Origin of the sequence: Thermoactinomyces vulgaris (assembly GCF_005886755.1) — a bacterium.
Classification (GTDB): Bacteria; Bacillota; Bacilli; order Thermoactinomycetales; family Thermoactinomycetaceae; genus Thermoactinomyces; species Thermoactinomyces vulgaris.
Genome location: NZ_CP039710.1, coordinates 658,506 through 679,979 on the forward strand (window position 1 = coordinate 658,506; position 21,474 = coordinate 679,979).

The 21,474-nt window shown below is 50.3% G+C and carries 22 protein-coding genes; 17 read left to right on the top strand and 5 right to left on the bottom strand.

Annotated elements, in window-relative coordinates; all coding sequences use genetic code 11:
- Positions 1–59 precede the first annotated feature (59 nt).
- The 4 genes from FA954_RS03370 (at position 60) to FA954_RS03385 (ending at position 3,925) form a co-directional block, all read left to right on the top strand.
- Positions 60–1,331: a dihydrolipoamide acetyltransferase family protein gene (locus FA954_RS03370; protein WP_049720541.1), complete on the top strand. Its 1,272-nt coding sequence runs from the start codon at positions 60–62 to the stop codon at positions 1,329–1,331.
- Between the two features lies 1 nt (position 1,332).
- On the top strand, positions 1,333–2,751 hold the full coding sequence (gene lpdA, locus FA954_RS03375; RefSeq protein WP_037992959.1) for a dihydrolipoyl dehydrogenase: 1,419 nt from the start codon (positions 1,333–1,335) through the stop codon (positions 2,749–2,751).
- 184 nt (positions 2,752–2,935) lie between these two features.
- Positions 2,936–3,511, top strand: a complete 576-nt coding sequence (locus tag FA954_RS03380; protein WP_138614862.1) for a hypothetical protein — start codon at positions 2,936–2,938, stop codon at positions 3,509–3,511.
- Positions 3,512–3,532: 21 nt separating this feature from the next.
- Complete coding sequence (locus FA954_RS03385; RefSeq protein WP_037992957.1) at positions 3,533–3,925, top strand: acyl-CoA thioesterase; 393 nt, start codon at positions 3,533–3,535, stop codon at positions 3,923–3,925.
- Positions 3,926–3,952: 27 nt separating this feature from the next.
- Here FA954_RS03385 and FA954_RS03390 read toward each other — a convergent pair whose 3' ends face one another.
- Positions 3,953–4,186 carry a DUF1128 domain-containing protein gene (locus FA954_RS03390; protein WP_037992954.1) on the bottom strand — a complete coding sequence of 78 codons (234 nt, stop codon included), beginning with the start codon at positions 4,184–4,186 and terminating at the stop codon, positions 3,953–3,955.
- Positions 4,187–4,230: 44 nt separating this feature from the next.
- Here FA954_RS03390 and FA954_RS03395 point away from each other — a divergent pair, with 44 nt between their 5' ends.
- Positions 4,231–4,635 carry a DUF309 domain-containing protein gene (locus FA954_RS03395; RefSeq protein WP_049720540.1) on the top strand — a complete coding sequence of 135 codons (405 nt, stop codon included), beginning with the start codon at positions 4,231–4,233 and terminating at the stop codon, positions 4,633–4,635.
- Between the two features lie 18 nt (positions 4,636–4,653).
- Here the strand turns inward: FA954_RS03395 and FA954_RS03400 are convergent, their stop codons facing one another.
- Entirely contained in the window at positions 4,654–5,238 is a 585-nt protein-coding gene (locus FA954_RS03400) for a YdcF family protein (protein ID WP_049720539.1), read from the bottom strand.
- Positions 5,239–5,276: 38 nt separating this feature from the next.
- Entirely contained in the window at positions 5,277–5,594 is a 318-nt protein-coding gene (locus FA954_RS03405) for a hypothetical protein (RefSeq protein ID WP_138614863.1), read from the bottom strand.
- A 215-nt stretch (positions 5,595–5,809) separates the two neighbouring features.
- Between FA954_RS03405 and hutU the strand changes: the two genes are divergently transcribed.
- From hutU to thpR, 5 genes are all read left to right on the top strand, one after another.
- Positions 5,810–7,468 carry a urocanate hydratase gene (gene hutU, locus FA954_RS03410; RefSeq protein ID WP_138614864.1) on the top strand — a complete coding sequence of 553 codons (1,659 nt, stop codon included), beginning with the start codon at positions 5,810–5,812 and terminating at the stop codon, positions 7,466–7,468.
- 5 nt (positions 7,469–7,473) lie between these two features.
- On the top strand, positions 7,474–8,736 hold the full coding sequence (hutI, locus tag FA954_RS03415) for an imidazolonepropionase (protein WP_138614865.1): 1,263 nt from the start codon (positions 7,474–7,476) through the stop codon (positions 8,734–8,736).
- A 13-nt stretch (positions 8,737–8,749) separates the two neighbouring features.
- Positions 8,750–9,745 (top strand): agmatinase family protein, encoded by a 996-nt coding sequence (locus tag FA954_RS03420; protein WP_138614866.1) that lies wholly within the window; start codon positions 8,750–8,752, stop codon positions 9,743–9,745.
- Between the two features lie 133 nt (positions 9,746–9,878).
- Entirely contained in the window at positions 9,879–10,406 is a 528-nt protein-coding gene (tpx, locus tag FA954_RS03425; RefSeq protein ID WP_037992946.1) for a thiol peroxidase, read from the top strand.
- Positions 10,407–10,476: 70 nt separating this feature from the next.
- The gene (thpR, locus tag FA954_RS03430; protein ID WP_037993185.1) at positions 10,477–11,043 is read left to right on the top strand and encodes an RNA 2',3'-cyclic phosphodiesterase; all 567 of its coding nucleotides are present in this window, start codon (positions 10,477–10,479) and stop codon (positions 11,041–11,043) included.
- On the opposite strand, the gene thiC is transcribed toward thpR, so the two are convergent.
- Positions 11,037–12,785: a phosphomethylpyrimidine synthase ThiC gene (thiC, locus tag FA954_RS03435; RefSeq protein ID WP_049720536.1), complete on the bottom strand. Its 1,749-nt coding sequence runs from the start codon at positions 12,783–12,785 to the stop codon at positions 11,037–11,039. The two genes, thpR and thiC, sit on opposite strands and share 7 nt — an antisense overlap.
- Before the next feature lie 620 nt (positions 12,786–13,405).
- Here thiC and FA954_RS03440 point away from each other — a divergent pair.
- The 3 genes from FA954_RS03440 (at position 13,406) to FA954_RS03450 (ending at position 15,084) form a co-directional block, all read left to right on the top strand.
- Complete coding sequence (locus FA954_RS03440) at positions 13,406–14,140, top strand: ABC transporter ATP-binding protein (protein WP_062843297.1); 735 nt, start codon at positions 13,406–13,408, stop codon at positions 14,138–14,140.
- A gap of 154 nt (positions 14,141–14,294) precedes the next feature.
- Positions 14,295–14,840, top strand: a complete 546-nt coding sequence (locus FA954_RS03445; RefSeq protein ID WP_049720534.1) for a S1 RNA-binding domain-containing protein — start codon at positions 14,295–14,297, stop codon at positions 14,838–14,840.
- 52 nt (positions 14,841–14,892) lie between these two features.
- The gene (locus FA954_RS03450) at positions 14,893–15,084 is read left to right on the top strand and encodes a hypothetical protein (RefSeq protein WP_037992942.1); all 192 of its coding nucleotides are present in this window, start codon (positions 14,893–14,895) and stop codon (positions 15,082–15,084) included.
- An 87-nt stretch (positions 15,085–15,171) separates the two neighbouring features.
- On the opposite strand, the gene acnA is transcribed toward FA954_RS03450, so the two are convergent.
- A complete protein-coding gene (gene acnA, locus FA954_RS03455) occupies positions 15,172–17,880 on the bottom strand; it encodes an aconitate hydratase AcnA (RefSeq protein WP_062843298.1) in 2,709 nt (902 codons plus the stop codon).
- A gap of 352 nt (positions 17,881–18,232) precedes the next feature.
- On the opposite strand from acnA, the gene FA954_RS03460 reads away from it, so the two are divergent.
- The 4 genes from FA954_RS03460 to queC all read left to right on the top strand — a co-directional run bounded on the left by FA954_RS03460 (position 18,233) and on the right by queC (position 21,469).
- Positions 18,233–18,982, top strand: a complete 750-nt coding sequence (locus FA954_RS03460; protein WP_037993182.1) for an IclR family transcriptional regulator — start codon at positions 18,233–18,235, stop codon at positions 18,980–18,982.
- A gap of 201 nt (positions 18,983–19,183) precedes the next feature.
- Entirely contained in the window at positions 19,184–19,942 is a 759-nt protein-coding gene (locus FA954_RS03465) for a DeoR/GlpR family DNA-binding transcription regulator (protein WP_062843299.1), read from the top strand.
- 102 nt (positions 19,943–20,044) lie between these two features.
- A complete protein-coding gene (locus tag FA954_RS03470) occupies positions 20,045–20,761 on the top strand; it encodes a 7-carboxy-7-deazaguanine synthase QueE (RefSeq protein WP_309485142.1) in 717 nt (238 codons plus the stop codon).
- A gap of 69 nt (positions 20,762–20,830) precedes the next feature.
- Complete coding sequence (gene queC, locus FA954_RS03475; protein ID WP_049720600.1) at positions 20,831–21,469, top strand: 7-cyano-7-deazaguanine synthase QueC; 639 nt, start codon at positions 20,831–20,833, stop codon at positions 21,467–21,469.
- Positions 21,470–21,474 lie beyond the last annotated feature (5 nt).

The following is a 21,474-nucleotide window of genomic DNA, read 5'->3' on the forward strand; positions in this document are numbered from 1 at the left end:
TGGTTTCGACATCACCGCGTCCTTTCTTAAACATGAAAACAGAAAAGGAGGCTATTTTCGTGGCAGCATATCAATTTAAACTGCCGGATGTGGGCGAAGGAATTCATGAAGGCGAAATCGTGACACTGCACGCCAAAGAAGGAGACACCATCCAGGAATTTGACATTTTTGCCGAAGTGCAAACTGATAAAGCCGTTGTGGAAATCCCCTCTCCGGTATCGGGGACGATCAAAGAGATCAAAGTCAAAGAAGGGGATGTGGTGCTCGTCGACTCGGTGATTGCCATCATCGATGCAGAAGGAGATTTCGAAGAAGCAGAGGTGGCAGAAGAAGACGCGGCCGAAGAGACGGCAGCACCGGCCCAGGAAGCCAAGGAAGAGAAAAAAGCGGCTCCGGAGCAAGCCGGCAACAAACGGAATGTATCGGCGATGCCGTCTGTCCGCAAATTGGCGCGTGAGTTGGGAGTCGACATCTCCCAGGTAACCGGAACCGGAAAACATGGCCGGATTTTGGCCGAAGACGTCAGACGGTTTGCAGAAGGCGGGCAAGCTGAAGCGGCAGCCCAACCGGAAACGCAACCGGTTCAAGGGAAAACCGTGGAGCCAAAAACACCGGTGGAAACCAGAGGGGACGAAGAACGCATTCCGCTGCGCGGCATCCGTCGCACCATCGCCAAACGCATGGTGGAAAGCAAACATACCGCTCCTCATGTCACCTTGATGGACGAAATCGATGCAACGGAATTGATGGCCATCCGCAAGTGGGGAAAAGAAGTGGCGCAAGAACGCGGAATCAAATTGACCTACCTGCCGTTCATGATCAAAGCGGCCATCGCTGCATTGCGTGAGTTCCCGGAACTGAATGCGTCCATCGATGAAGAAAGAGAAGAGATTGTCATCAAAAAATACTATAACATCGGTCTGGCCACCGCGACCGACCATGGTTTGATGGTGCCGGTCATTGAAGATGCCGATCGCAAATCGCTTTTCGAACTCGCTCAGGAAATCACCGAAAAAGCAACCAAAGCACGCGAAATGAAACTGGATCCCAGCGAATTGAAAGGCAGCACCTTTACCATTTCCAACCTCGGCGGATACGGGGCTCAATTCTTCACCCCGATCATCAACTATCCGGAGGTGGCCATCCTGGGCGTCGGAACCATCCAGGAAAAACCGGTGGTTCGTGACGGAGAGATTGTCATCCGCCCGCAAATGTTTGCATCTTTGAGCTTTGACCATCGTCTGGTGGATGGCGATTTGGCTGCACAATTTATGCGTCGGTTCAAACAGTTGATGGAAAATCCAAAACTCTTAATGATGGAGATGAGCTGATATGGTAGTGGGAGATCTTGCACAAGAAGTCGATGTTCTGGTGATCGGAGCCGGTCCGGGTGGATATGTGGCAGCCATTCGTGCCGCACAACTGGGACGCAAAGTGACCATTGTCGATAAAGATGCTTTGGGCGGCGTGTGCTTGAACCGTGGTTGTATTCCGTCTAAAGCTTTGATCACCGCTTCTGAACGTTTCTTGTCCATCAAAGAAGCGGATCAGATGGGGATCGAAGTTTCAGGGGATGTCAATGTGAACATGCCGGAACTCATGAAATGGAAAGACGGCGTTGTGAAAAAGTTGACCGGCGGTGTGAAATCGCTGTTGCAAGGAAACAAAGTGGAGATCATCAGCGGAGAAGCATACTTTAACGGCACCGATTCGGTCCGGGTTGTGACGGACGATTCCAGCCAGACTTATAAATTTAACGATGTGATTATTGCAACGGGATCCCGTCCGGCTGAACTTCCGATTCTCCGGTTTGACGGAAAACGGATCCTTTCCTCCACCGAAGCGCTGCAATTGCAAGAAGTTCCCGGACGCTTGGTGGTTGTGGGCGGCGGTTACATTGGTCTGGAATTGGGTACCGCTTATGCGAAACTGGGTGCAGAAGTCACCATTTTGGAAGGAGCCAAATCCATTCTCCCCGGAAGCGATCCGGCATTGACAAAAATGGTGATGCGCCGCTTGAAACAACTGGGCGTCAACGTTATGACGGAAGCCATGGTTCAAGGTGGCGAAAACAAAGGCGAAGAAGTGGAAATCAAAGCCACGGTCGGCGGGGAAGAAAAAACATTTACCGCAGACTATTGCCTGGTTGCGGTCGGTCGGAAACCGAACACCGACGAATTGGGATTGGAATACGCTCAAGTGGAACTGGATGAACGCGGCTTTATTAAAATCGACAATCAATGCCGCACCAATGTGGATCACATCTATGCCATCGGAGATTGCGCCGGAGGTGCACTGTTGGCCCACAAAGCCAGCTACGAAGGAAAAGTGGCTGCGGAAGCCATTGCTGGAATGAACAGCGTCATTGACTATCAAGCCATGCCGTTTGTTGTCTTCTCCGATCCGGAAATTGCTTACACCGGCCTGACGGAAGAAGAAGCCAAAGAACAAGGCTATGATCCGGTGGTCAGCCGCTTTGCCTTCCAGGCAAACGGACGCGCTTTGTCGATGAATCAGGCTGACGGTTTCGTCAAAATCGTCGCCGACTCCGAAACCAAACAGGTTTTGGGCGTTCAAATTGTTGGTCCGGAAGCCTCCACATTAATCGGAGAAGCCGTTTTTGCCGTGGAAATGGGTGCCAACGCAGAAGATCTCTCTTTGACGATTCATGCGCATCCGACCTTGACCGAAACAATCATGGAAGCGGCCGAAGGCGTCTTGGGCCACGCCATCCATATGGTGAACCGGTAAGCTTTTCGGACCCGGTGCCCCGTGAATCTTTCACGGGGCACTTTTTTGGCGAGATTTGACGGAAATTTAAAAATAATCGCGATTTAAACTGCTTGGGGACTTTTCGTATTATAATGGGAAGGGAATATTTCTGAAAATAATCTTTTTTGGTCTGGCAATTCATGCATGGTTAAGGGTGAAGCAGATGAATTGGTATCATCGATGGGCTCAGTTGTTTCTGAAGGTTTGCAATGGTTGGCGCGGAACTGTTGCCGTAAAAATGGGTGAGTTGATTCCTTCTCTCAAACACAAAAATATTTATGTCAGGCACCAAAAGCCGGAAAACTTGTCACCCCCTCAATTAAACACCATTTTCCACATCATGGATCAGATTGCGGGAAGCAAAGGGGAAGTGACGAAAGAGGAACAAAAAGCGTTTGTCCAATACCAGAAAAGTTTTTTAAACAAGCGGATCTTGCAAGAGTGGAAAAAGATCCGGCCGGGCATTTATGTCCGGCAACACGGAGTCGCACAGGATGAGTTGATGGAGGCGGCTTTTTTGAAAATGAAACCCATTCTGTACAAAAGTTTTTATGAATCCTGTCAGGGACAGGCCGTGGTGGTCAACGCATTTACGTTACGTGCATTTGTTTGGAATCATGAATACCTTACGCGGAAATTTGGGTTGGTCGAGGATCACCAATATTGGCTGGAGATTTTGGAGATGATCGACGATATCAAGAAAAATGCCTTTCAGACAAAGAAAAAATCGCTATTTTGATCTCAAAAAGGGGAGAAAGAGATGAAAACCTCCATTCAAATTGAAGTGCGGCCGACGGAAATCGACGTCATGGGGCATGTGAATAATGCGAAATATTTAGAGTATATGGAATGGAGCCGTGAAGATTGGTACAACAAAATGGGACTCCCGTTTGATGTGTTTACGGAGATGGGAGTGGGAACAGTGACTGTCAACATAAACATTAACTATCGGAAGGAAGCGTTGTTGGGGCAAAAGCTGGTGATATCCACAGAGCCTGTCCGGAAAGGAAGAACCAGTTTTGTGCTCAAACATGAAATTTATAATGAACAAGGGGAGAAAGTGGCGGATGCGGAAGTGACCAGTGTCACGATCGACCTGAAAAAAAGAAAATCGGTTGCATTGCCCGAACCATTGGCCAAAATTTTTACATAAAAAACAAGGCAGGGGAAAACCCTGCCTTCATTTTGCGTTTGTCCGGAGTTCCCTTAACTCCTCCAGTATCCCTTCGATTTCCATCATCGTCAGCCGGCCTTCTTTTTTCCGGATCAGTTGATGGATTTCCAACAATTCATCATATTGATCCAAGCAGAAATCTTCCGGTCTGATGATGGATGCATTGACCAATCTCAGGTTGCTTTTGATTTCTTCGACAATTTGTTCCAGATTTTCCTTGCTGGGCGTGCCAGAATTCAAATTTGCTCCATCCTCTCTGCCGTTTTTTAAAGGAGTGAAAATCCGTGGAGCCTTATTCCCCTTTATATATTGCCTTTTTTCATTATTTTAACACGGTCTGTGACTACTATGTATGCCACGATATGTTGGAAGAGCTGTGGCTCGAAGAGGGCAGGGAACCGTTTTACCAAGGATTGCTCCAAGTGGCTGTCGGATTGTACCATTTGCAAAACGACAACCGGAACGGAGCTTTAAAATTGCTCACCAGTGCTTTGGAAAAGCTGTCGCTTTATCCGGAGAAAGAGTGGATGGGGATCAACTTGGACCGGTTAAAACGGGATGTGAAAAAGGTAATCGCCTTTTTAAACGGAAATGCCCGTTTGGATGCCGTCCCGGAGCGGATCGTGATCGAACTGACGGACCCGGTGTTAAGAAAGGAAGTGGTCAAGATGGAAAATCAGGACCATTAAGGCTTCCGTTGTGTCCGTTCAGTGTTTAAACACTTGTTGCTTGATCAAGGCCAGACATTCGCGTGCTTTATGGTACGGAAGGAATAATACCTTGGAATGAACGGGCGAAGCTGTCACTTCCAGGCCGGCTTGCCGGGCATAATTCAAAGCCCGCAACATGTGATAGTCATGGGTGATGACGGTGATCTTCTCAAACCCCGTCCGTTTGATGATTTGTGCAGAATACAGCAGGTTTTCCCTGGTGTTGGAAGAACGGTCTTCCAGAAGAAGATGGGCGGGGGAAACCCCGCGTTCCACCAGGTAGTTTTTCATTCCTTCCGCTTCTGTGATCCCGTTGTTGCCCAGTCCCCCGGATAAAATGAGATAATCCACTCTCCCTTGCCTGTACAATTGCAAAGCAAGCTCCAAACGCTCCCTCAGGGCCGGGCTCGGCTGTTGATTCCATAATGCCGCTCCCAACACGATTCCGACTTGTGCATGTTCCTCCGGCGGATCTTTATGATCAAAACGGGAAACCCATTGCCACAGGTGAACGAAGACAAAAACCCCGCAGAAAAAAAGGGCGGACAGCCATCCGAACCAAAACCATTTGCTTGTCAGCATGATTCCCCTCTCCGTTTTTTTGTGTCTCTGTTATTATTTCATGCAATCGGGCAGTCGGGCATGCGTGGCGGATGTTGATGGGTCAAAGAAAATTTTCTGCGGACCGGATCATAATCGATCTTTAAGCCTTGGATCCATTCCTTTTCGCCGGCTTGCCACATGAACGGGATGCCTTTGATGTTTTCTTGTTCACAGGCCGGATCCGTTTCCGTGATTTCGAGGGAATAAACCGGGCTGTTGCACCCGGAAGTGAGAGAAACAATCTTCACCCCCAACGGATGGTTTTCCGACTGCTGCTCCTGGTAAAGCAGCCAGTGCAGTTTCCCGGCCGCCAAATCGGAAATCTCCATACTCAATGGATGCTCACTCCTTGAAATGCATTCTTCATCAATATAGCAAAAATCCGGGGGACATGAAAGAAAAGGGGGAGAGGGCATTTTCGTCCGTTTCCTGTGCTGAGCTAACTCAATAACGGAATGGCTTGCCTCTTGGTTTTCCAGCATGATAAGGTGAAAGCGAAATATAAATAATATTGCGTTTACAAGGAAAATTCCGAAAGGAGCCATCTGTGGTGAATGGAAAGAGGCAAGAGATCCGCGCTCCGCGGGGAACGGACTTAAGAACCAAGGGGTGGGTTCAAGAAGCCGCTTACCGGATGTTGATGAATAATTTGGATCCGGAAGTGGCGGAGCGTCCCGAAGAGCTGGTGGTGTACGGGGGAATGGGAAAAGCCGCCCGGAATTGGGAATGTTTTAATGCGATCCTGCACTCGCTGAAAGCGTTGGAAAATGACGAAACGTTACTGATTCAATCCGGAAAGCCGGTGGCGGTTTTCAAGTCGCATCCGGATGCGCCGCGGGTCTTGCTGGCCAATTCCAATCTGGTTCCGGCTTGGGCTGATTGGGAGACCTTTCGTGACCTGGAACAAAAAGGCTTGATCATGTACGGGCAAATGACGGCAGGAAGCTGGATTTACATCGGGACCCAGGGGATTTTGCAAGGGACGTATGAAACGTTTGCCGAAGCCGCAAGGAAACACTTCGGAGGCAGTTTGAAAGGCACGGTCACGGTCACTGCCGGGTTGGGCGGAATGGGAGGCGCGCAACCGCTTGCCGTCACCATGAACGAAGGGGTGATCATTGCGGTCGAATGCGATCCTTCCCGCATCCGGCGAAGAATCCAAACGGGTTATCTGGACAGGGAAACGGACAGTCTGGATGAAGCGATCCGCATGGCGGAAGCGGCCAAACAAAAAGGCAAACCCTTGTCCATCGGACTCGTGGGAAATGCCGCCGAATGTCTCCCTGAAATGGTGAAACGGGGGTTTATTCCGGATTTGGTGACCGACCAAACCTCGGCTCATGATCCGTTGAACGGTTATTACCCTGCCGGGATGACTTTGGAAGAATGCGAGCGGCTTCGCAAGACCGATCCGAAGCAATATATCCGAAAAGCCAAGGCAAGTATCGCCGGACACGTCAAGGCGATGTTGGCGATGAAAGAACGGGGGGCGGTTGCCTTTGATTACGGAAACAACATCCGGCAGGCCGCTTTTGATGAAGGAGTGAAAGAAGCGTTTTCCATCCCCGGATTCATCCCGGCTTTTATCCGGCCGCTGTTTTGTGAAGGAAAAGGTCCGTTTCGCTGGGTGGCCTTGTCCGGCGATCCGGAAGACATTTATAAAACGGATGAAGTGATCAAACGGGAATTTAAAGACCAGCCCTCTTTGGTGCGCTGGATCGATTTGGTCCGCAAGAAGGTGCAATTTCAAGGCTTGCCGGCCCGTATTTGTTGGCTGGGTTACGGCGAAAGAGTGCGATTCGGACGAATCATCAATGAAATGGTGGCATCGGGCGAACTGAAGGCGCCGGTTGTCATCGGACGGGATCATTTGGACTGCGGTTCGGTGGCCTCTCCCAATCGTGAAACCGAAGCAATGAAAGATGGCAGTGATGCGATTGCAGATTGGCCGCTGTTGAATGCATTGATCAATGCGGTCAACGGGGCAAGCTGGGTGTCCATCCATCATGGTGGCGGTGTCGGGATGGGTTATTCGATCCACGCGGGCATGGTGGTGGTGGCAGACGGCAGCAAAGAGGCGGCGAGGCGCCTGGAAAGGGTGTTGACCTCCGATCCGGGCACGGGGATCGTGCGCCATGTGGACGCCGGATATGAAAAGGCGGTCGAAACGGCGAAAAAGCACGGGATTCAGATTCCGATGATGGAGTGAGGGAAATGGAGAAGTGGCTGATTACCGGAGCAAACCAATTGCTTACGTTGCAAGGGGCCGGCAAACACCCGAAAACCGGGAAAGCAATGAATGATCTGGGCATCATCGAAGATGGGGCGGTGGCTGTTGAAAAAGACACGATCATTGCCGTCGGGACCCGCAACGAAGTGGAGAGTGAAGCGCGGAAACGATGGGGTTCATGGGAAAAGGTGAACCATTGGGATGCGACGGGAAAAGTCATCATGCCGGGGCTCATTGATCCGCACACCCATTTGGTGTATGCCGGTTCCCGTGAAGATGAGCTGAACATGCGCTTAAACGGGAAAACCTATTTGGAGATCTTGGAGGCCGGCGGCGGAATTTTGTCAACCACCCAAAGAACACGGGCAGCGAGTGCCGATGAATTGGCGGAGCAAGCCAAAGCGAGGCTGGACCGGTTTTTAAAGAACGGGGTGACCACCGTTGAAGCGAAAAGCGGATACGGGCTGTCCCTGGAACATGAACTGAAACAGCTCAGAGTGGCCAAACGATTGAATGAGGAGCATCCGGTGGAGATCGTATCCACTTTTATGGGGGCGCATGCGATCCCGAAGGAGTACCAACAACAACCGGATGCGTATGTCAGGCTCATCACGGACGAGATGATACCGCGGGTGGTTTCGGAGCATTTGGCTGAATTTTGCGATGTTTTTTGCGAAAGAGGCGTGTTTACCGTCGGACAGTCTGAAATGATCCTCCGGGCGGCCAAAGCGGCCGGCCTGATCCTGAAGATTCATGCGGACGAAATCGAACCGACGGGTGGGGCGGAACTCGCTGCCCGCATCGGTGCCATTTCCGCGGACCATTTGCTGAAAGCGTCCGATGAAGGAATCCGCGCACTCGCCAAAGCGAAAGTGGTGGCGGTCTTGCTTCCGGGAACGGCCTTTTTCCTGATGGCCCCCTTTGCCGACGGGCGAAAGATGATTGATGCCGGGGTGCCGGTGGCCTTGTCGACGGATTGCAATCCGGGCTCTTCCCCGACCGAATCCTTGCTTTTGATGATGAATCTGGCTTGTTTTCACATGAAGATGACCCCGGCAGAGGTGATTACAGCGGTGACCGTCAATGCCGCTCATGCCATCGGCCGGGCGGACCGGATCGGAAGTCTGGAGCCCGGCAAGCAAGCGGATTTGGTTGTATTCGATGTGCCCAACTATCTGCATTTGACGTATCATTACGGATCCAATGACGTGGAACGAGTGATGAAAAAAGGAAAATGGGTTGTTTAGGGAGGAAGGAAGGATGAACTTTCGTTATTTGAATCCGCCCCCCTTTGTCCACCGTGTTCAGACGGCTGATCCCAATGATCCGAAAGTGAGTGAGTGGATCCGGCCGTGGAACGGGAAAGAAACCATGGATGTCGGAGTCATCGGAGTCCCTTTGTCCCGTTCTTCCATCAGCGTTTCGGGAGCGAGTGAAACGCCGTGGGCCGTCCGGCAAAGCTGGAAAAGCTTTTCCACCTATGATGTGGATCATGATGCCGATTTAACCCGCTTGACGGTGCGGGATCTGGGCGATGTCCGCATGCATGTGACGGATATCCCGCTTTGCCATCATTACATTGAAAAAGGAATGGAAGAAGTTTATGAAAAGACACAGAAACAGGACTTCTTTTTGCCGGTGATCATCGGAGGGGACCATTCCATCACGTGCCCGTCGGTCAAGGCATGGAAAAAAGCCCGTCCGCCCGGCAAGACCGGTCTGCTCCAGTTTGACACGCATTTTGACGTGCGGAGCTTGGAAAGCGGAGGTCCGAGCAACGGGACGCCGGTTCGCGGATTGTTGGAGTCCGGCACACTGGAAGGAAAAGAGATTGTCCAAATCGGCATCCACGGCTTTGCTAATTCCCGGATCTACCGCCAATATGCAGAAGAAAAAGGAATCACTTTTTATACCATGCATCAAATCTGGAAAAAAGGATTTCCTGCGGTCTTTGAAGAAGCTCTGTCCAAATTGACTGAATTGGTGGATTCCATCTATGTGACCGTGGATATGGATGTGCTTGATCTTTCATTTCTGCCGGGTTCCCCCGGATCCCATCCCGGCGGTTTGTATTCGCGGGAATTGTTTGAGGCCATGTTCCGGCTGGGGGAAGAACCGAAAGTCAAGGCATTGGATATTGTTTGCCTGGATCCCATGCGGGATGTGGGATCGGTGTCGGTCAAAACGGCAACCCACACTATGCTTTCCTTCCTTTCCGGGGTGTTGAGCCGGAAGTCGGGTTCATCAGAAGAATAAAAACCCCGATTTTTGAAAAAAACGGGCCTTTTCGACAGAGAAACAGAGCCCCTTCCATTTGTGAAGGGGGATGTTTATTTTTTTTGTTTTCAAACAGTGTTAAGATAAAGAAGATGACTTTTTAAAGGAGGAAATGCTCATGGCCATCGAACGAAAAGGTGCTGTAACATTTAAAGGAAACCCGGTCACTTTGCTTGGCCCGGAGTTGAAAGTCGGGGACCAAGCCCCGGATTTTAAAGTGTTGGCAAATGATTTGTCCGAAGTCACACTGGCGGACAGCAAAGGGTTTGTCCGGATTATCAGTGTGGTTCCGTCTCTGGATACAGGAGTTTGTGATGCGCAAACCCGCCGTTTCAACGAAGAAGCGGGCGGCATTGACGGGGTGAAAGTACTGACCGTCAGTGTGGACCTGCCTTTCGCCCAAAAACGCTGGTGCGGGGCGGCCGGTGTGGAAAATGTGCAAACTCTTTCCGATCACCGCGATTTGTCGTTTGGAACGGCTTACGGTGTCGCCATTAAAGAAATGCGTTTGTTGGCCCGGGCCGTGTTTGTGGTGGATCAAAATGATCAGATCGTCTATGTGGAATACGTACCGGAATCCACCAATCATCCGGATTATGAAGCGCCGATTCTTGCCGCCAAAAAAGCATTGAACCAATAAATCCATATGCAAAAAAGGCTCGGCGATGACCGCTGAGCCTTTTCAGCATGGAATGGAGGTCGAATCGGGGATGGCACACGAATCCCGTTTGTTTATCGCCGTGAAATTACCGCCGGAAGTGAAACGGCATTTGGCCCGGGGAAGTGACATGTTGAAGCGACAATGCGATTTTTCCCGCTGGGTCTTTGAAGAGGATTACCATATTACGCTTCAATTTTTGGGCGATGTCAACCCGGAGAAAAAAGAACAAATTTTAAGCGCCTTGCCCCGTTGTGCCCAAGGAACGGAACCGTTTTCTTTAAAACTGTCCGGTCTCGGGACGTTTGGCAGGGAACATCAGCCGCGCATTTTGTGGGCCGGTGTTTCGGGAGATCTTGACGCTTTGTACCGCTTGCAAAAACAAGTGGTCCGGACGATGGAACCGCTCGGCTTTCCGGCTGAAAAACGGGCATACCGCCCCCATGTCACGATTGCCCGCAAATGCCGGCAGCCAAACTTTACACTGACGCCCGGGATGAGTTCCATCTTCCAAAACATCGAATGGCGGGTCCGGCAAATTGCGTGCTATGAGACGAAGTTGGGGCGGCAGCCGATGTATGAACCGGTGGGTCTTTTTTCCCTTGACCGGAATTATTGATAGAGGGAAGAGCCTTTTTTCTTAAATTCCCGGGCTTTTTCTTTCATCCCTTTTTTGGCGGCCTCTTCCAGGGTCAATCCTTGTTTGTCCGCATATTCCCGGATATCTTGCGTGATTTTCATACTGCAAAATTTGGGGCCGCACATCGAGCAGAAGTGGGCGGTTTTTGCCGGCTCGGCCGGTAAGGTTTCATCATGGAATTCTCTTGCCCGGACCGGATCCAGGGACAAATTGAACTGATCCACCCACCGGAATTCAAACCGTGCTTTGGACAACGCATCATCCCGTTTTTGCGCTCCCGGATGCCCTTTGGCCAGATCGGCGGCATGGGCGGCGATTTTATATGCGATGACCCCTTCTTTTACGTCTTGTTTGTTGGGGAGCCCCAGATGTTCTTTCGGAGTCACATAGCAAAGCATGGCGGTGCCATACCAGCCGATCATCGCCGCACCGATGGCAGACGTGATGTGGTCATAGCCGGGGGCGATATCCGTGGTCAGCGGCCCCAGGGTGTAAAAAGGAGCTTCTTGACACAGTTTTTGCTGAATATCCACGTTTTCTTTAATTTTATGCATTGGGATATGTCCCGGTCCTTCGATCATCACCTGCACATCGTGTTCCCATGCAATTTGGGTCAGTTCCGCCAGCGTTTCCAGTTCGGCGAATTGGGCTTTGTCGTTGGCATCGGCAATCGATCCCGGACGCAAGCCGTCACCGAGAGAAACGCAAATGTCATAAGCTTGCAGAATTTCGCAGATCTCGCGGAAGTGTGTGTATAAAAAGTTTTCCTCATGATGGGCCAGACACCATGCGGCCATGATCGAACCGCCGCGCGAGACAATTCCGGTGGTGCGTTCGGCCGTGAGCGGGATGTAATGGAGCCGCACGCCGGCATGGATGGTAAAGTAATCCACCCCTTGTTCGGCTTGTTCGATCAAGGTGTCGCGGTAAATTTCCCATGTCAAGTCTTCCGGAACCCCGTTGACCTTTTCGAGTGCCTGGTAAATGGGAACAGTTCCAACCGGAACCGGTGAATTGCGGATGATCCATTCCCGGGTGTTGTGAATGTTTTTTCCGGTCGATAAATCCATGATGGTATCGGCTCCCCATAAGGTGGCCCAGGTCATTTTTTCAACTTCTTCCTCAATGGAAGAGGAAACCGCGGAATTTCCGATGTTGGCATTGATTTTGACATGGAAGTTTTTGCCGATGATCATCGGTTCGGATTCCGGATGATTGATATTGGCGGGGATGATGGCCCGGCCGCTGGCGACTTCTTGCCGCACGAATTCGGGATCCAACTGTTCGCGAATGGCGACAAACTCCATTTCCGGCGTGATGATTCCCTTTTTGGCATAATGCATCTGGGTGACGATTTTTCCGGGTCTTGCTTTTAACGGGTGTTTGTTGGGATGAGGAAATGATTCAAGCGTTTTTGCCTTTTCCTCCGAGCGGTATCCATTGTCGACGGGCTGGACCGGGCGGCCTTTGGTTTCTTCCACGTCGCCCCGTTCCAAAATCCAGTTTCTTCGCAATTTTGGCAATCCTCGTCTCAAATCAATGGATGCTTCCGGATCGGTGTAAGGCCCGCTTGTGTCATAGATGCGGAGAGGTTCATTGGCACGGGTTCCGCGCCAGTCGGTGGTGGGGGAAAGGGAAATTTCCCGCATGGGAACGAGGAGATCGGGTCTGGACCCTTTGACATAAACTTTTTTGCTGTTCGGATAGAAATAACGTTCCATCAATATTGCCCTCCTTTGGTGATTGCAACCAGTGGCCAAAACGGACGAAGGGCGAATACGACACAAAAAAACCATACACCTGATGCGTATGGATCGGGGAAGTGATCAAAACGATGAGGGGACACGAGTCCCGTCATCTTCCCTACGCTGGCATTACCCAGATCAGGTACACGGTCGGCGGCAGAATTCTCCGCCCTCTCAGCCTGGCTGACTCCAAGCTCCCGTTTTTTGACCCTATTTAGTTGCTGTCCCTTTCAAGCTATCACAGATTTCACGGGAGGTCAATCGCCAAAGAATAAATTTATATAAAAGAAGAAGAAAAACAAACGGGATCCCCATTCGGTTGGAATCTGTTATTTTTGAAGGTTTTTTGTCACGATTTTGCAATATATTCACAATCCTCATTTTAGACAGGATATTTTTTGTCCGTTATACTTAAATTAAACAAACCCTGAATCAGGGGATATCTTCCATTTTTGGTTGAATGTGAAAATCCTTGGAAAAGATCTTTGTTTTTTGTACCTGTGAGAGGTTGGAGAAAGGGTGCATGAAAATTGAGAATAGAGTGGCATCACGTGCGGAAAGTTTTTGGTCAAAAGGCGCAGGTTTCACGTATGAGGATGACGGGGCTCATAGATTTTTCCGCTTCCGTCCGGGAAGGGGTGACGGCCTTGTTGGGCCCTGCGGGTTCGGGAAAAACAACGTTGTTGAAGCTGACCGCCCTGAAAATGGTTCCGGATGACGGCAGGATTGTTTTTTTCTCCCATAAAAAAGAACCGCATGTCTGGTCGAAAGGGAAAATGTTGCATTCCGGCCTTTCAGACCTTTCCTTTCTCAAATCACTGATTCACTATACCCCGCATGTCCAACGGTTGAACCAGGATACCACCATCGAGTCTTCACTCTTCATGCATGCGCAGTTGATGCGCGTTCCAAATCCCAGGAAAAAAATTGCGGAAATCATTGCAAAATGGGGATTGGCCGGTTATCGGAAAGTGCCTCTGTACGAACTTTCCGGAGCGGTTTTGAAAAGGTTTTTGTTGGCCCGCAGCCTGATTGTGCCCGCCCCGATCTGGATCATGGATGAGCCGACGGAAGGATTGGATCCATGGGGACGTTATTTGTTGATGCACGAATTGAAAAAACGCAAAAGAGGACAAATTACCTTGTTTGCGACCACCACAGACATGGACTTGGCAGAATGCGCAAATGATTTGATGTTGTTGGAATCGGGAGCTTGCAGGCGCCTGGGGAGTCGAAAGATTTTGACATCCGGTGTCACGGAGGGAACGGTACAGGCTTGGTACGAAGCGATGCAAGCTTTTTCTTATCTTAGAAAAGAACATCACTTTTAATTTTAATGACGTTCAGCGAAGAGAGAGAATATATTGTATAAATGAAACGAGGGCGAGGGTGTGAAGAGCGTGGACAATGAAATCACTTTGCCCTTTTTTCGTATCTGTATTTATAATGGAATGAAAATCGTTTCTGAGGGGGAGGAGAGCGGAAATGAGCATTGATGAACGGATCGACAAGTTCCTACATAGCGACAGGAAAGCTCCGCTGCCTTATGCGGTTGGTGATATAGTCAAGGTTCGCATCACCCGGATCATGGATTACGGCGCCTTTGTCGTGACCAAGGATGAACATATGGCTTCGGGACTGATCCATATATCCCAAATTCCCGACGGGGTGACCGTGGAAGTCAACCAGGTGATGGATGCCGAGGTGCGGCAAGTGAAGGAAGACCATAAAGTAGAGTTCAGTTTGATGTATATGGATAAAAGAGACAATCCTTTTCGATTATTGGAAAATGTCAAAAATGAACTCCCCAAAAAAGAGGTTCCGCAAGACGAAGTGGATCAAATCATTCAAGACCTTTCCAAAGAATTCGGCGTTGTGTCGGAAGAGTCCAAAACCATTATCAAGGACATGGTCCGGGAAATGGGGGTATATCAATTTACAAAGGCAATGATGAGAACGCTTCCGCAGTTTCAAAGGGACTTGGTTTACCATTTTTTGAAAGAATTAAGCCAAGGGAGGGAACATCTTTGAAACGCGTTCTTACCATTTTTCCTATCATTTGCGGAAGCGGCTGGAAGAACGCTTGAACCGAAAAATCTCCGGACATGAAATTGACCGGATGATCCGGGAGAGCCAGGTGATCTTGGAGACCGACCGCCACCTTTATTTGTACCATCGCGAGCAGGATATTCGCTTTCCTTGCATCCGGGATCAAGACCGCTGGATCATCAAATCGGCCATTGTCAAAGGAATGTGGATGGAAGCCAAAGATTGAGCCTGTCGTTGGATCTCCCCGCCGTTTGTCCCCAAAAAAATCCCCCCGGGAAAGTCCCGGGAGGTTTTTTGTTTCGGGTTATTCAGCTTATTGGTTGTCTTTTAAGATTTGGCGCAGAACCGTTTGCAGGATGCCGCCGTTTTTATAGTATTCCACATCCACAACGCTGTCGAGGCGGACGGTGACTTCAAATTCCGTGGTCTCGCCGTCCGGTTTGGTGGCGCGAACCGTCAGGCATTGCCCCGGTTGGATGTCATCATTCAAGCCGAGGATGTCAATGGTTTCTTTTCCGGTCAGGTTCAATGTTTTCCAGCTTTGCCCTTCTTTGAATTGAAGCGGCAATACGCCCATGCCGACCAGATTGCTGCGGTGAATCCGTTCAAAGCTTTCGGCGATGACAGCTTTTACCCCGAGCAGGTTGGTTCCTTTGGCCGCCCAGTCACGAGAGCTTCCCGTGCCGTATTCTTTTCCGGCAATCACGACGAGTGGCGTGTTTTCTTCTTTGTATTTCATGGCCGCATCATAAATGGACATGACTTGCCCGCTCGGAACATGTTCGGTCACTCCGCCTTCAGAACCGGGCACCATTTGGTTCCGGATCCGGATGTTTGCAAAGGTTCCGCGTGTCATGACCCGGTCGTTCCCGCGTCTGGAACCATATGAGTTGAAGTCTTTTACTTTGACGCCATGTTCTTGGAGATATTTCCCTGCCGGGCTGTTGGGGGCGATGCTTCCGGCCGGCGAAATATGGTCCGTGGTGACGGAATCTCCCAACAGAGCGAGAACACGGGCGTCTTGAATCGGAGCGATTTCTTCCGCTTCCACCGACATATCCACGAAGAACGGCGGTTCTTGAATGTAGGTGGAGTTTTCGTCCCAATCGTAGAGAACGCCTTTGGGAGTTGGCAATTGATTCCAGCGCTCGTTGGCGTCAAACACCCGGCTGTATTGTTTGCGGAATTGTTCCGCGCTGATGGCTTCGCTCATGACCCGGCTGATTTCTTGGGAAGTCGGCCAGATATCTTTGAGATAGACGGGTTGGCCGTCTTTGCCGTGACCGATCGGTTCGGTTTCAAAGTCAATATTGACGGTTCCGGCAAGCGCATAAGCAACAACCAGCGGCGGAGAAGCCAGATAATTGGCTTTTACCAGCGGATGGATGCGTCCTTCAAAGTTCCGGTTTCCGGACAGAACGGAAGCCACTGTCAAATCGTTTTCTTCAATGGCTTTGCTTACATCGTCTGCGAGGGGCCCGCTGTTTCCGATACAGGTGGCACATCCGTAACCGGCAACGGTAAAGCCGAGTTTGGCGAGCGGTTCCAGCAGATTGGCCTGGGCCAGGTATTCGGTGACCACTTTGGAACCGGGTGTCAAACTGCTTTTGACATAAGCCGGTACACTTAAACCTTTTTCGACGGCTTTTTTCGCCACCAAACCGGCTCCCACCATGACGGACGGGTTGGACGTGTTGGTACAGCTGGTGATGGCGGCAATCACCACGGAACCGTGTTTCAGGTCAAAACGGTCATTTTGGCGGGTGACTTGCACGGATTTGCTGATTTCTTCTTCCGTCAGACCAAAGCCGCTTTCATCAATCGGCTTGCGCAAGGTTTCGTTCCAAGCTTCTTTCATTTTGTTCAGTTCAATGCGGTCTTGCGGGCGTCTCGGTCCGGACAGGCTTGGAACCACCGTGCTGAGATCCAGTTCAATGGTGTCCGTGAATACCGGATCCGGAGTGTCATCGGTCCGGAACAAGCCTTGTGCCTGATAGTAAGCTTTGACCAGTTGAATCAGGTTTTCGTCCCGTCCGGTAGTGCGGAGGTAGTTCAAGGATTCTTCGTCAACCGGGAAGAAACCGACTGTTGCACCGTATTCCGGCGCCATGTTTGCCACTGTGGCCCGGTCAGCAAGGTTCAGGTTGGATAAGCCGGGACCGTAGAACTCGACAAATTTGCCGACGACGCCTTTCTTCCTGAGCATTTCTGTGACCGTAAGCGCGAGGTCGGTAGCGGTTGCCCCTTCCGGAAGTTGCCCCGTCAATTTGAATCCGATGACATCCGGGGTGATGAAGTACAATGGTTGCCCCAACATGCAGGCTTCCGCTTCGATTCCGCCAACGCCCCAACCGACGACGCCGAGTCCGTTAATCATGGTGGTGTGGGAGTCGGTTCCGACGAGGGAATCCGGGAATACCACTGTTTCCCCGTTTTCTTCACGGGTTTGTGCGACACGGGCCAGGTATTCCAAGTTCACCTGGTGGACAATTCCGGTTGCGGGCGGAACCGCTTGGAAATTGTCAAGGGATTCAGCAGCCCAGCGAAGCAGGCGGTAGCGTTCTTCATTCCGTTTGAATTCCAGATCCATGTTGTATTGCAGTGCATCTTCAGTTCCGGCACGATCCACCATCACCGAATGGTCGATCACCAGGTCAACCGGAATCAGCGGGTTAATCCGTTTTGGATCGCCGCCCACCCGGCTCATGGCAGAGCGCAATGCCGCCAAGTCCACGACTGCCGGCACACCGGTAAAGTCCTGCAAAACGATGCGGGCCGGTTTAAATCCGATTTCCTTTTTATCCTTGTTTTGGGTCCAGGAAGCCAACTGCTCAATATGTTCCTGGGTGACCGATTTCCCGTCATATTGGCGAAGGGCGGCTTCCAGCAACACTTTGATGGAGAAAGGCAACCGGGAGATTTCTCCGATCCCTTGTTCTTCCAAGCTGTCCAGACGATAGTAAACATATTCTTTGTTGCCCACTTTTAACGTGGAGCGCACATTGTATAAGTCTTTTGCCATGGGAAAACCTCCTTTGAAGAAAGATGAAAAAGCTTTCACATCAGCGGTGGCTGAATGAAAAGCGGGAAAAGTGCAAGGAATAAGGCACGCTGAGGGAGACGTCTTGTTTCATCAGATGAAACTAAGTTCTAAATTCGTCTTCATTATACAATGTTTTTTTAAACTTGTATAGACTCTTTATAAAAAATGCAAAAAAACGGACAAGTCAGACGTCTTATTCTTTTGGAACGACGCATGAAAAGACCGATCTCTTTGTTTTCTGTCAAAATTTCCGTTTTCTAATGGAAAAGAGAGGAGTATAATATTTGAAAAATGAGTTTCACAGAGTGAAACACGGGGGAGAGACTTGATTTTGAGTGGAGAAAAAAAATCGACAGTCCGAGCAGCTGAGCGTGCACTGGATATTTTGTTGTGTTTTGTGGATGAAACCAGGCTGGGGATGACAGAAATCGCCGAACGCACGGGGCTGAACAAAAGCACGGTGTTTCGTTTGCTTGCCACCTTGGAGAGCAAAGGATTTGTGAAGAGAGACCCGGATACCGAAAAATATCAGCTGGGTTTCCGGATTTGGGAGCTTTCCGCCCATTTAAACCGGTCCAAGGATCCCGCCGTGCTTTTCTTGCCGGAAATGGAGCGGCTGCGGGATGAATTGGATGAGACCGTCAGTTTGTATGTTTATGACGGCATCGAGCGGATCCGCATTCAGGCTGTCGAGAGCAATCAGGCAATTCGCCGGGTGGCCCCGGTCGGGGTCCGGATGCCGCTTACCGTCGGAGCTTCCAGTAAAGTTCTGGTAGCATTTGCGGAGCCGGCGCTGTTGCAAAAAGTGCTGGCCGAATCCGAATGGCCGGACCATGTGGAAAAGTCTGAATACCTGAACCAACTGAAACAGATCCGGAAAGACGGTTACGCGGTGAGCATCGAAGAAAGGGAAGCCGGAACAGCCGCAGTGGCGGTTCCGATCTTTTCCCGCCGGGAAAAATTGGTGGCGGCGCTGGCCGTGTCCGGTCCGGTTTCCCGGATGAATGTGGACAAGATGGAGCAATTTGTCCCGTATATGATGGAAGCGGCAGGAAAAATGGGGAAAATGATAGGGGATTGAACAAAAAAGGCCCGAGGTTTCTCGGGCTGACAAAATGTAGAGAACGGGAAAGATCACGCCCGCTGAAGGTCACGCTCCATTCCCGCTGATCCTGTGAGCTTCTTTTTAAGTAATTATAAGCAATACTGGCGCGGGTGTCGAGTATTATGTCTTATAATTGCTTATGATCGCTTAACGCCGGACGGAAAGGAGGGACGAGGGGTGTATCAGGAAGAAAGAATGATGATGATTTTGCGCCATCTAAAAAAACATCACCGGATCAGCGTTCAAGAGATTTGCGAGATGTTTCGGGTTTCCCGTGACACCGCCCGCAGGGATTTGGTGAAATTGAGTGAACAAAATGCCATCATCCGCACACGGGGCGGAGCCATTTTGCCGGTTCTTGAAAAAGAAGTCGACAGTTATAAGAAACGTGTGGGACAGAAAAGCGAAGCCAAGGCAAAGATCGGACGGCTGGCCGCGGCAAACATCCACCCCCGCGACCATATTTTGATGGATACGTCCACAACGGTGCAATATGCCGCGCAAGCCCTTGAAGCGCAAAATGTCGTGGTTGTAACCAATTCCATCGACATTGCGGATATCCTGTCCGGCAAAGAGGGGGTCAAACTGCATGTGTTGGGAGGGGTTTTTGACCCGCATTCCCGGTACATTCATGGAGCCGCGACCATCCGCCATTTGCAGGAGTTCCGGGTGAACAAGTGTTTGATGGGCGGCGGGGGAATCACCAAGGACGGGATTTTTGTCAAGGATGAAGAGGAAGGCCAGGTTGTCAAACAGATGATTGCCTGTTCGGAACAAGTGATTGTGCTGGCTGACCACACAAAATTTGGAAAGCGGTTTTTCTATCAAGTCTGCCGTTTGGAAGATATTGATCTTTTGGTGACGGACCGTTTGCCGGATCATTGGAAAGAATGTCTGGAAAAAGCCAATGTGGAGTGGAGTGTTGCAGAAGGATGACCAAAGCATCGCTTGCCCGAAAACGTTTGCTTTTGATAGCATGACAAAGTAGAATATAATTTTTGTGATGTCTATATTTTTTGCAGGAGAGAAGGTGCCCCTTTGCAACAAGATTCCGGATCCGTAAAAGATCCCAAACTTCCGATGGTGGAAATTTTTCAAACCGTTGAAGGGGAAGGGACCCGTGCCGGATTTCCCACCACGTTTGTACGGTTGTTTAATTGCAACTTACGGTGTACCTGGTGTGATACACCTTACAGCTACGCCCCTTCCAAACCGGAATATTTTGCACGGGTTTCCGAAATCGTAAAGGAAGTGAAAAAGTTTCCGCACCGGTTCATTTGCCTGACGGGCGGTGAGCCGTTGATGCATGGATATAAATCCGAACGGTTGATTGAAGCATTGGCTGAGATTGACCATATCGAGGACATTCACATTGAAACCAACGGCGCGATCCATTTGAAGCCGTTTGCTGAGTTAAGGCAAAACCATGAAGCGGCAAGACAAAAAGTCCGGTTCATTTTGGATTATAAATTGCCGGGAAGCGGCGAAAATAAGCGGATGATCGATGAGAATTTCGACTGTTTGAACGATGACGACGAGGTCAAATTTGTGATTGCCGGGGAAGAGGACTTCAAGGTGGCCAAAGAAGTCGTCCAGACCAAGATGAAAAAAGGGATTCCCTTGTTCAGTCCGGTGTGGGAATCAATGGAACCGGCAAAACTGGTGGATTTGATCTTGAAGCATCAATTGACACAGGTGAAATTGAGTCTGCAGATGCACAAAATGATTTGGGATCCCGACTTGCGCGGGGTATGACAGGAGGGAAAACGGGTGGAAGAAAAAGCGGTGATTGTGTTGAGCGGCGGATTGGACAGCACGACGTGCATGGGCATTGCCCGCGAAGAAGGTTATGCACTGTATCCGATCACCTTTTATTACAACCAGCGCCATGACAGGGAAGTGGAGCAAGCCAAAAAAATCGCCAAACACTACGGGGTGGGCCACCGGCATAAAATTGTAAACGTTTCTTTCCTCGGCGAGATTGGCGGCAGTGCCCTGACGGATCAGACAATGGAAGTCCGGACCGGGGGAGTGGAAGAAGACATCCCGGATACGTATGTTCCTGCCCGCAATTTAATTTTCCTGTCACTGGCATCGGCTTATGCGGAAGTGATCGGGGCCAGACGGATTTATACCGGGGTGAGTGCGGTGGATTACAGCGGTTATCCCGACTGCCGCCCCGAATTTATCCGTTCTTTCAGTGAAACGGTCAATTTGGCGACCAAAATGGGTGTTTCCGAAAAAATGGAGATCAGGACGCCGCTGATTCATTTGAGTAAAGCGGAAACCATCAAAAGAGGGCTTGAGCTGAACGTTCCTTATGAACTGACCACTTCCTGTTATCTGGGGGGAGAGGAAGCGTGCGGGGAATGCGACAGCTGCCTGCTCCGCTTGAAAGGTTTTAAAGAGAATAACGCGACGGATCCCATTGCTTATAAAAAAATCCCTGAACAATTAAGGTGATAAAC

Excerpts from the sequence above, each read along its gene's own strand:
- lpdA (WP_037992959.1), top strand. The coding sequence starts at position 1,333 with ATGGTAGTGGGAGATCTTGCACAAGAAGTCGATGTTCTGGTGATCGGA.
- thiC (WP_049720536.1), bottom strand. The coding sequence starts at position 12,785 with ATGGAACGTTATTTCTATCCGAACAGCAAAAAAGTTTATGTCAAAGGG.
- FA954_RS03440 (WP_062843297.1), top strand. The coding sequence starts at position 13,406 with ATGACGGGGCTCATAGATTTTTCCGCTTCCGTCCGGGAAGGGGTGACG.
- FA954_RS03385 (WP_037992957.1), top strand. The coding sequence starts at position 3,533 with ATGAAAACCTCCATTCAAATTGAAGTGCGGCCGACGGAAATCGACGTC.
- hutI (WP_138614865.1), top strand. The coding sequence starts at position 7,474 with ATGGAGAAGTGGCTGATTACCGGAGCAAACCAATTGCTTACGTTGCAA.
- FA954_RS03400 (WP_049720539.1), bottom strand. The coding sequence starts at position 5,238 with ATGCTGACAAGCAAATGGTTTTGGTTCGGATGGCTGTCCGCCCTTTTT.
- FA954_RS03445 (WP_049720534.1), top strand. The coding sequence starts at position 14,295 with ATGAGCATTGATGAACGGATCGACAAGTTCCTACATAGCGACAGGAAA.
- thpR (WP_037993185.1), top strand. The coding sequence starts at position 10,477 with ATGGCACACGAATCCCGTTTGTTTATCGCCGTGAAATTACCGCCGGAA.
- FA954_RS03420 (WP_138614866.1), top strand. The coding sequence starts at position 8,750 with ATGAACTTTCGTTATTTGAATCCGCCCCCCTTTGTCCACCGTGTTCAG.
- tpx (WP_037992946.1), top strand. The coding sequence starts at position 9,879 with ATGCTCATGGCCATCGAACGAAAAGGTGCTGTAACATTTAAAGGAAAC.
- FA954_RS03380 (WP_138614862.1), top strand. The coding sequence starts at position 2,936 with ATGAATTGGTATCATCGATGGGCTCAGTTGTTTCTGAAGGTTTGCAAT.
- acnA (WP_062843298.1), bottom strand. The coding sequence starts at position 17,880 with ATGGCAAAAGACTTATACAATGTGCGCTCCACGTTAAAAGTGGGCAAC.
- queC (WP_049720600.1), top strand. The coding sequence starts at position 20,831 with ATGGGCATTGCCCGCGAAGAAGGTTATGCACTGTATCCGATCACCTTT.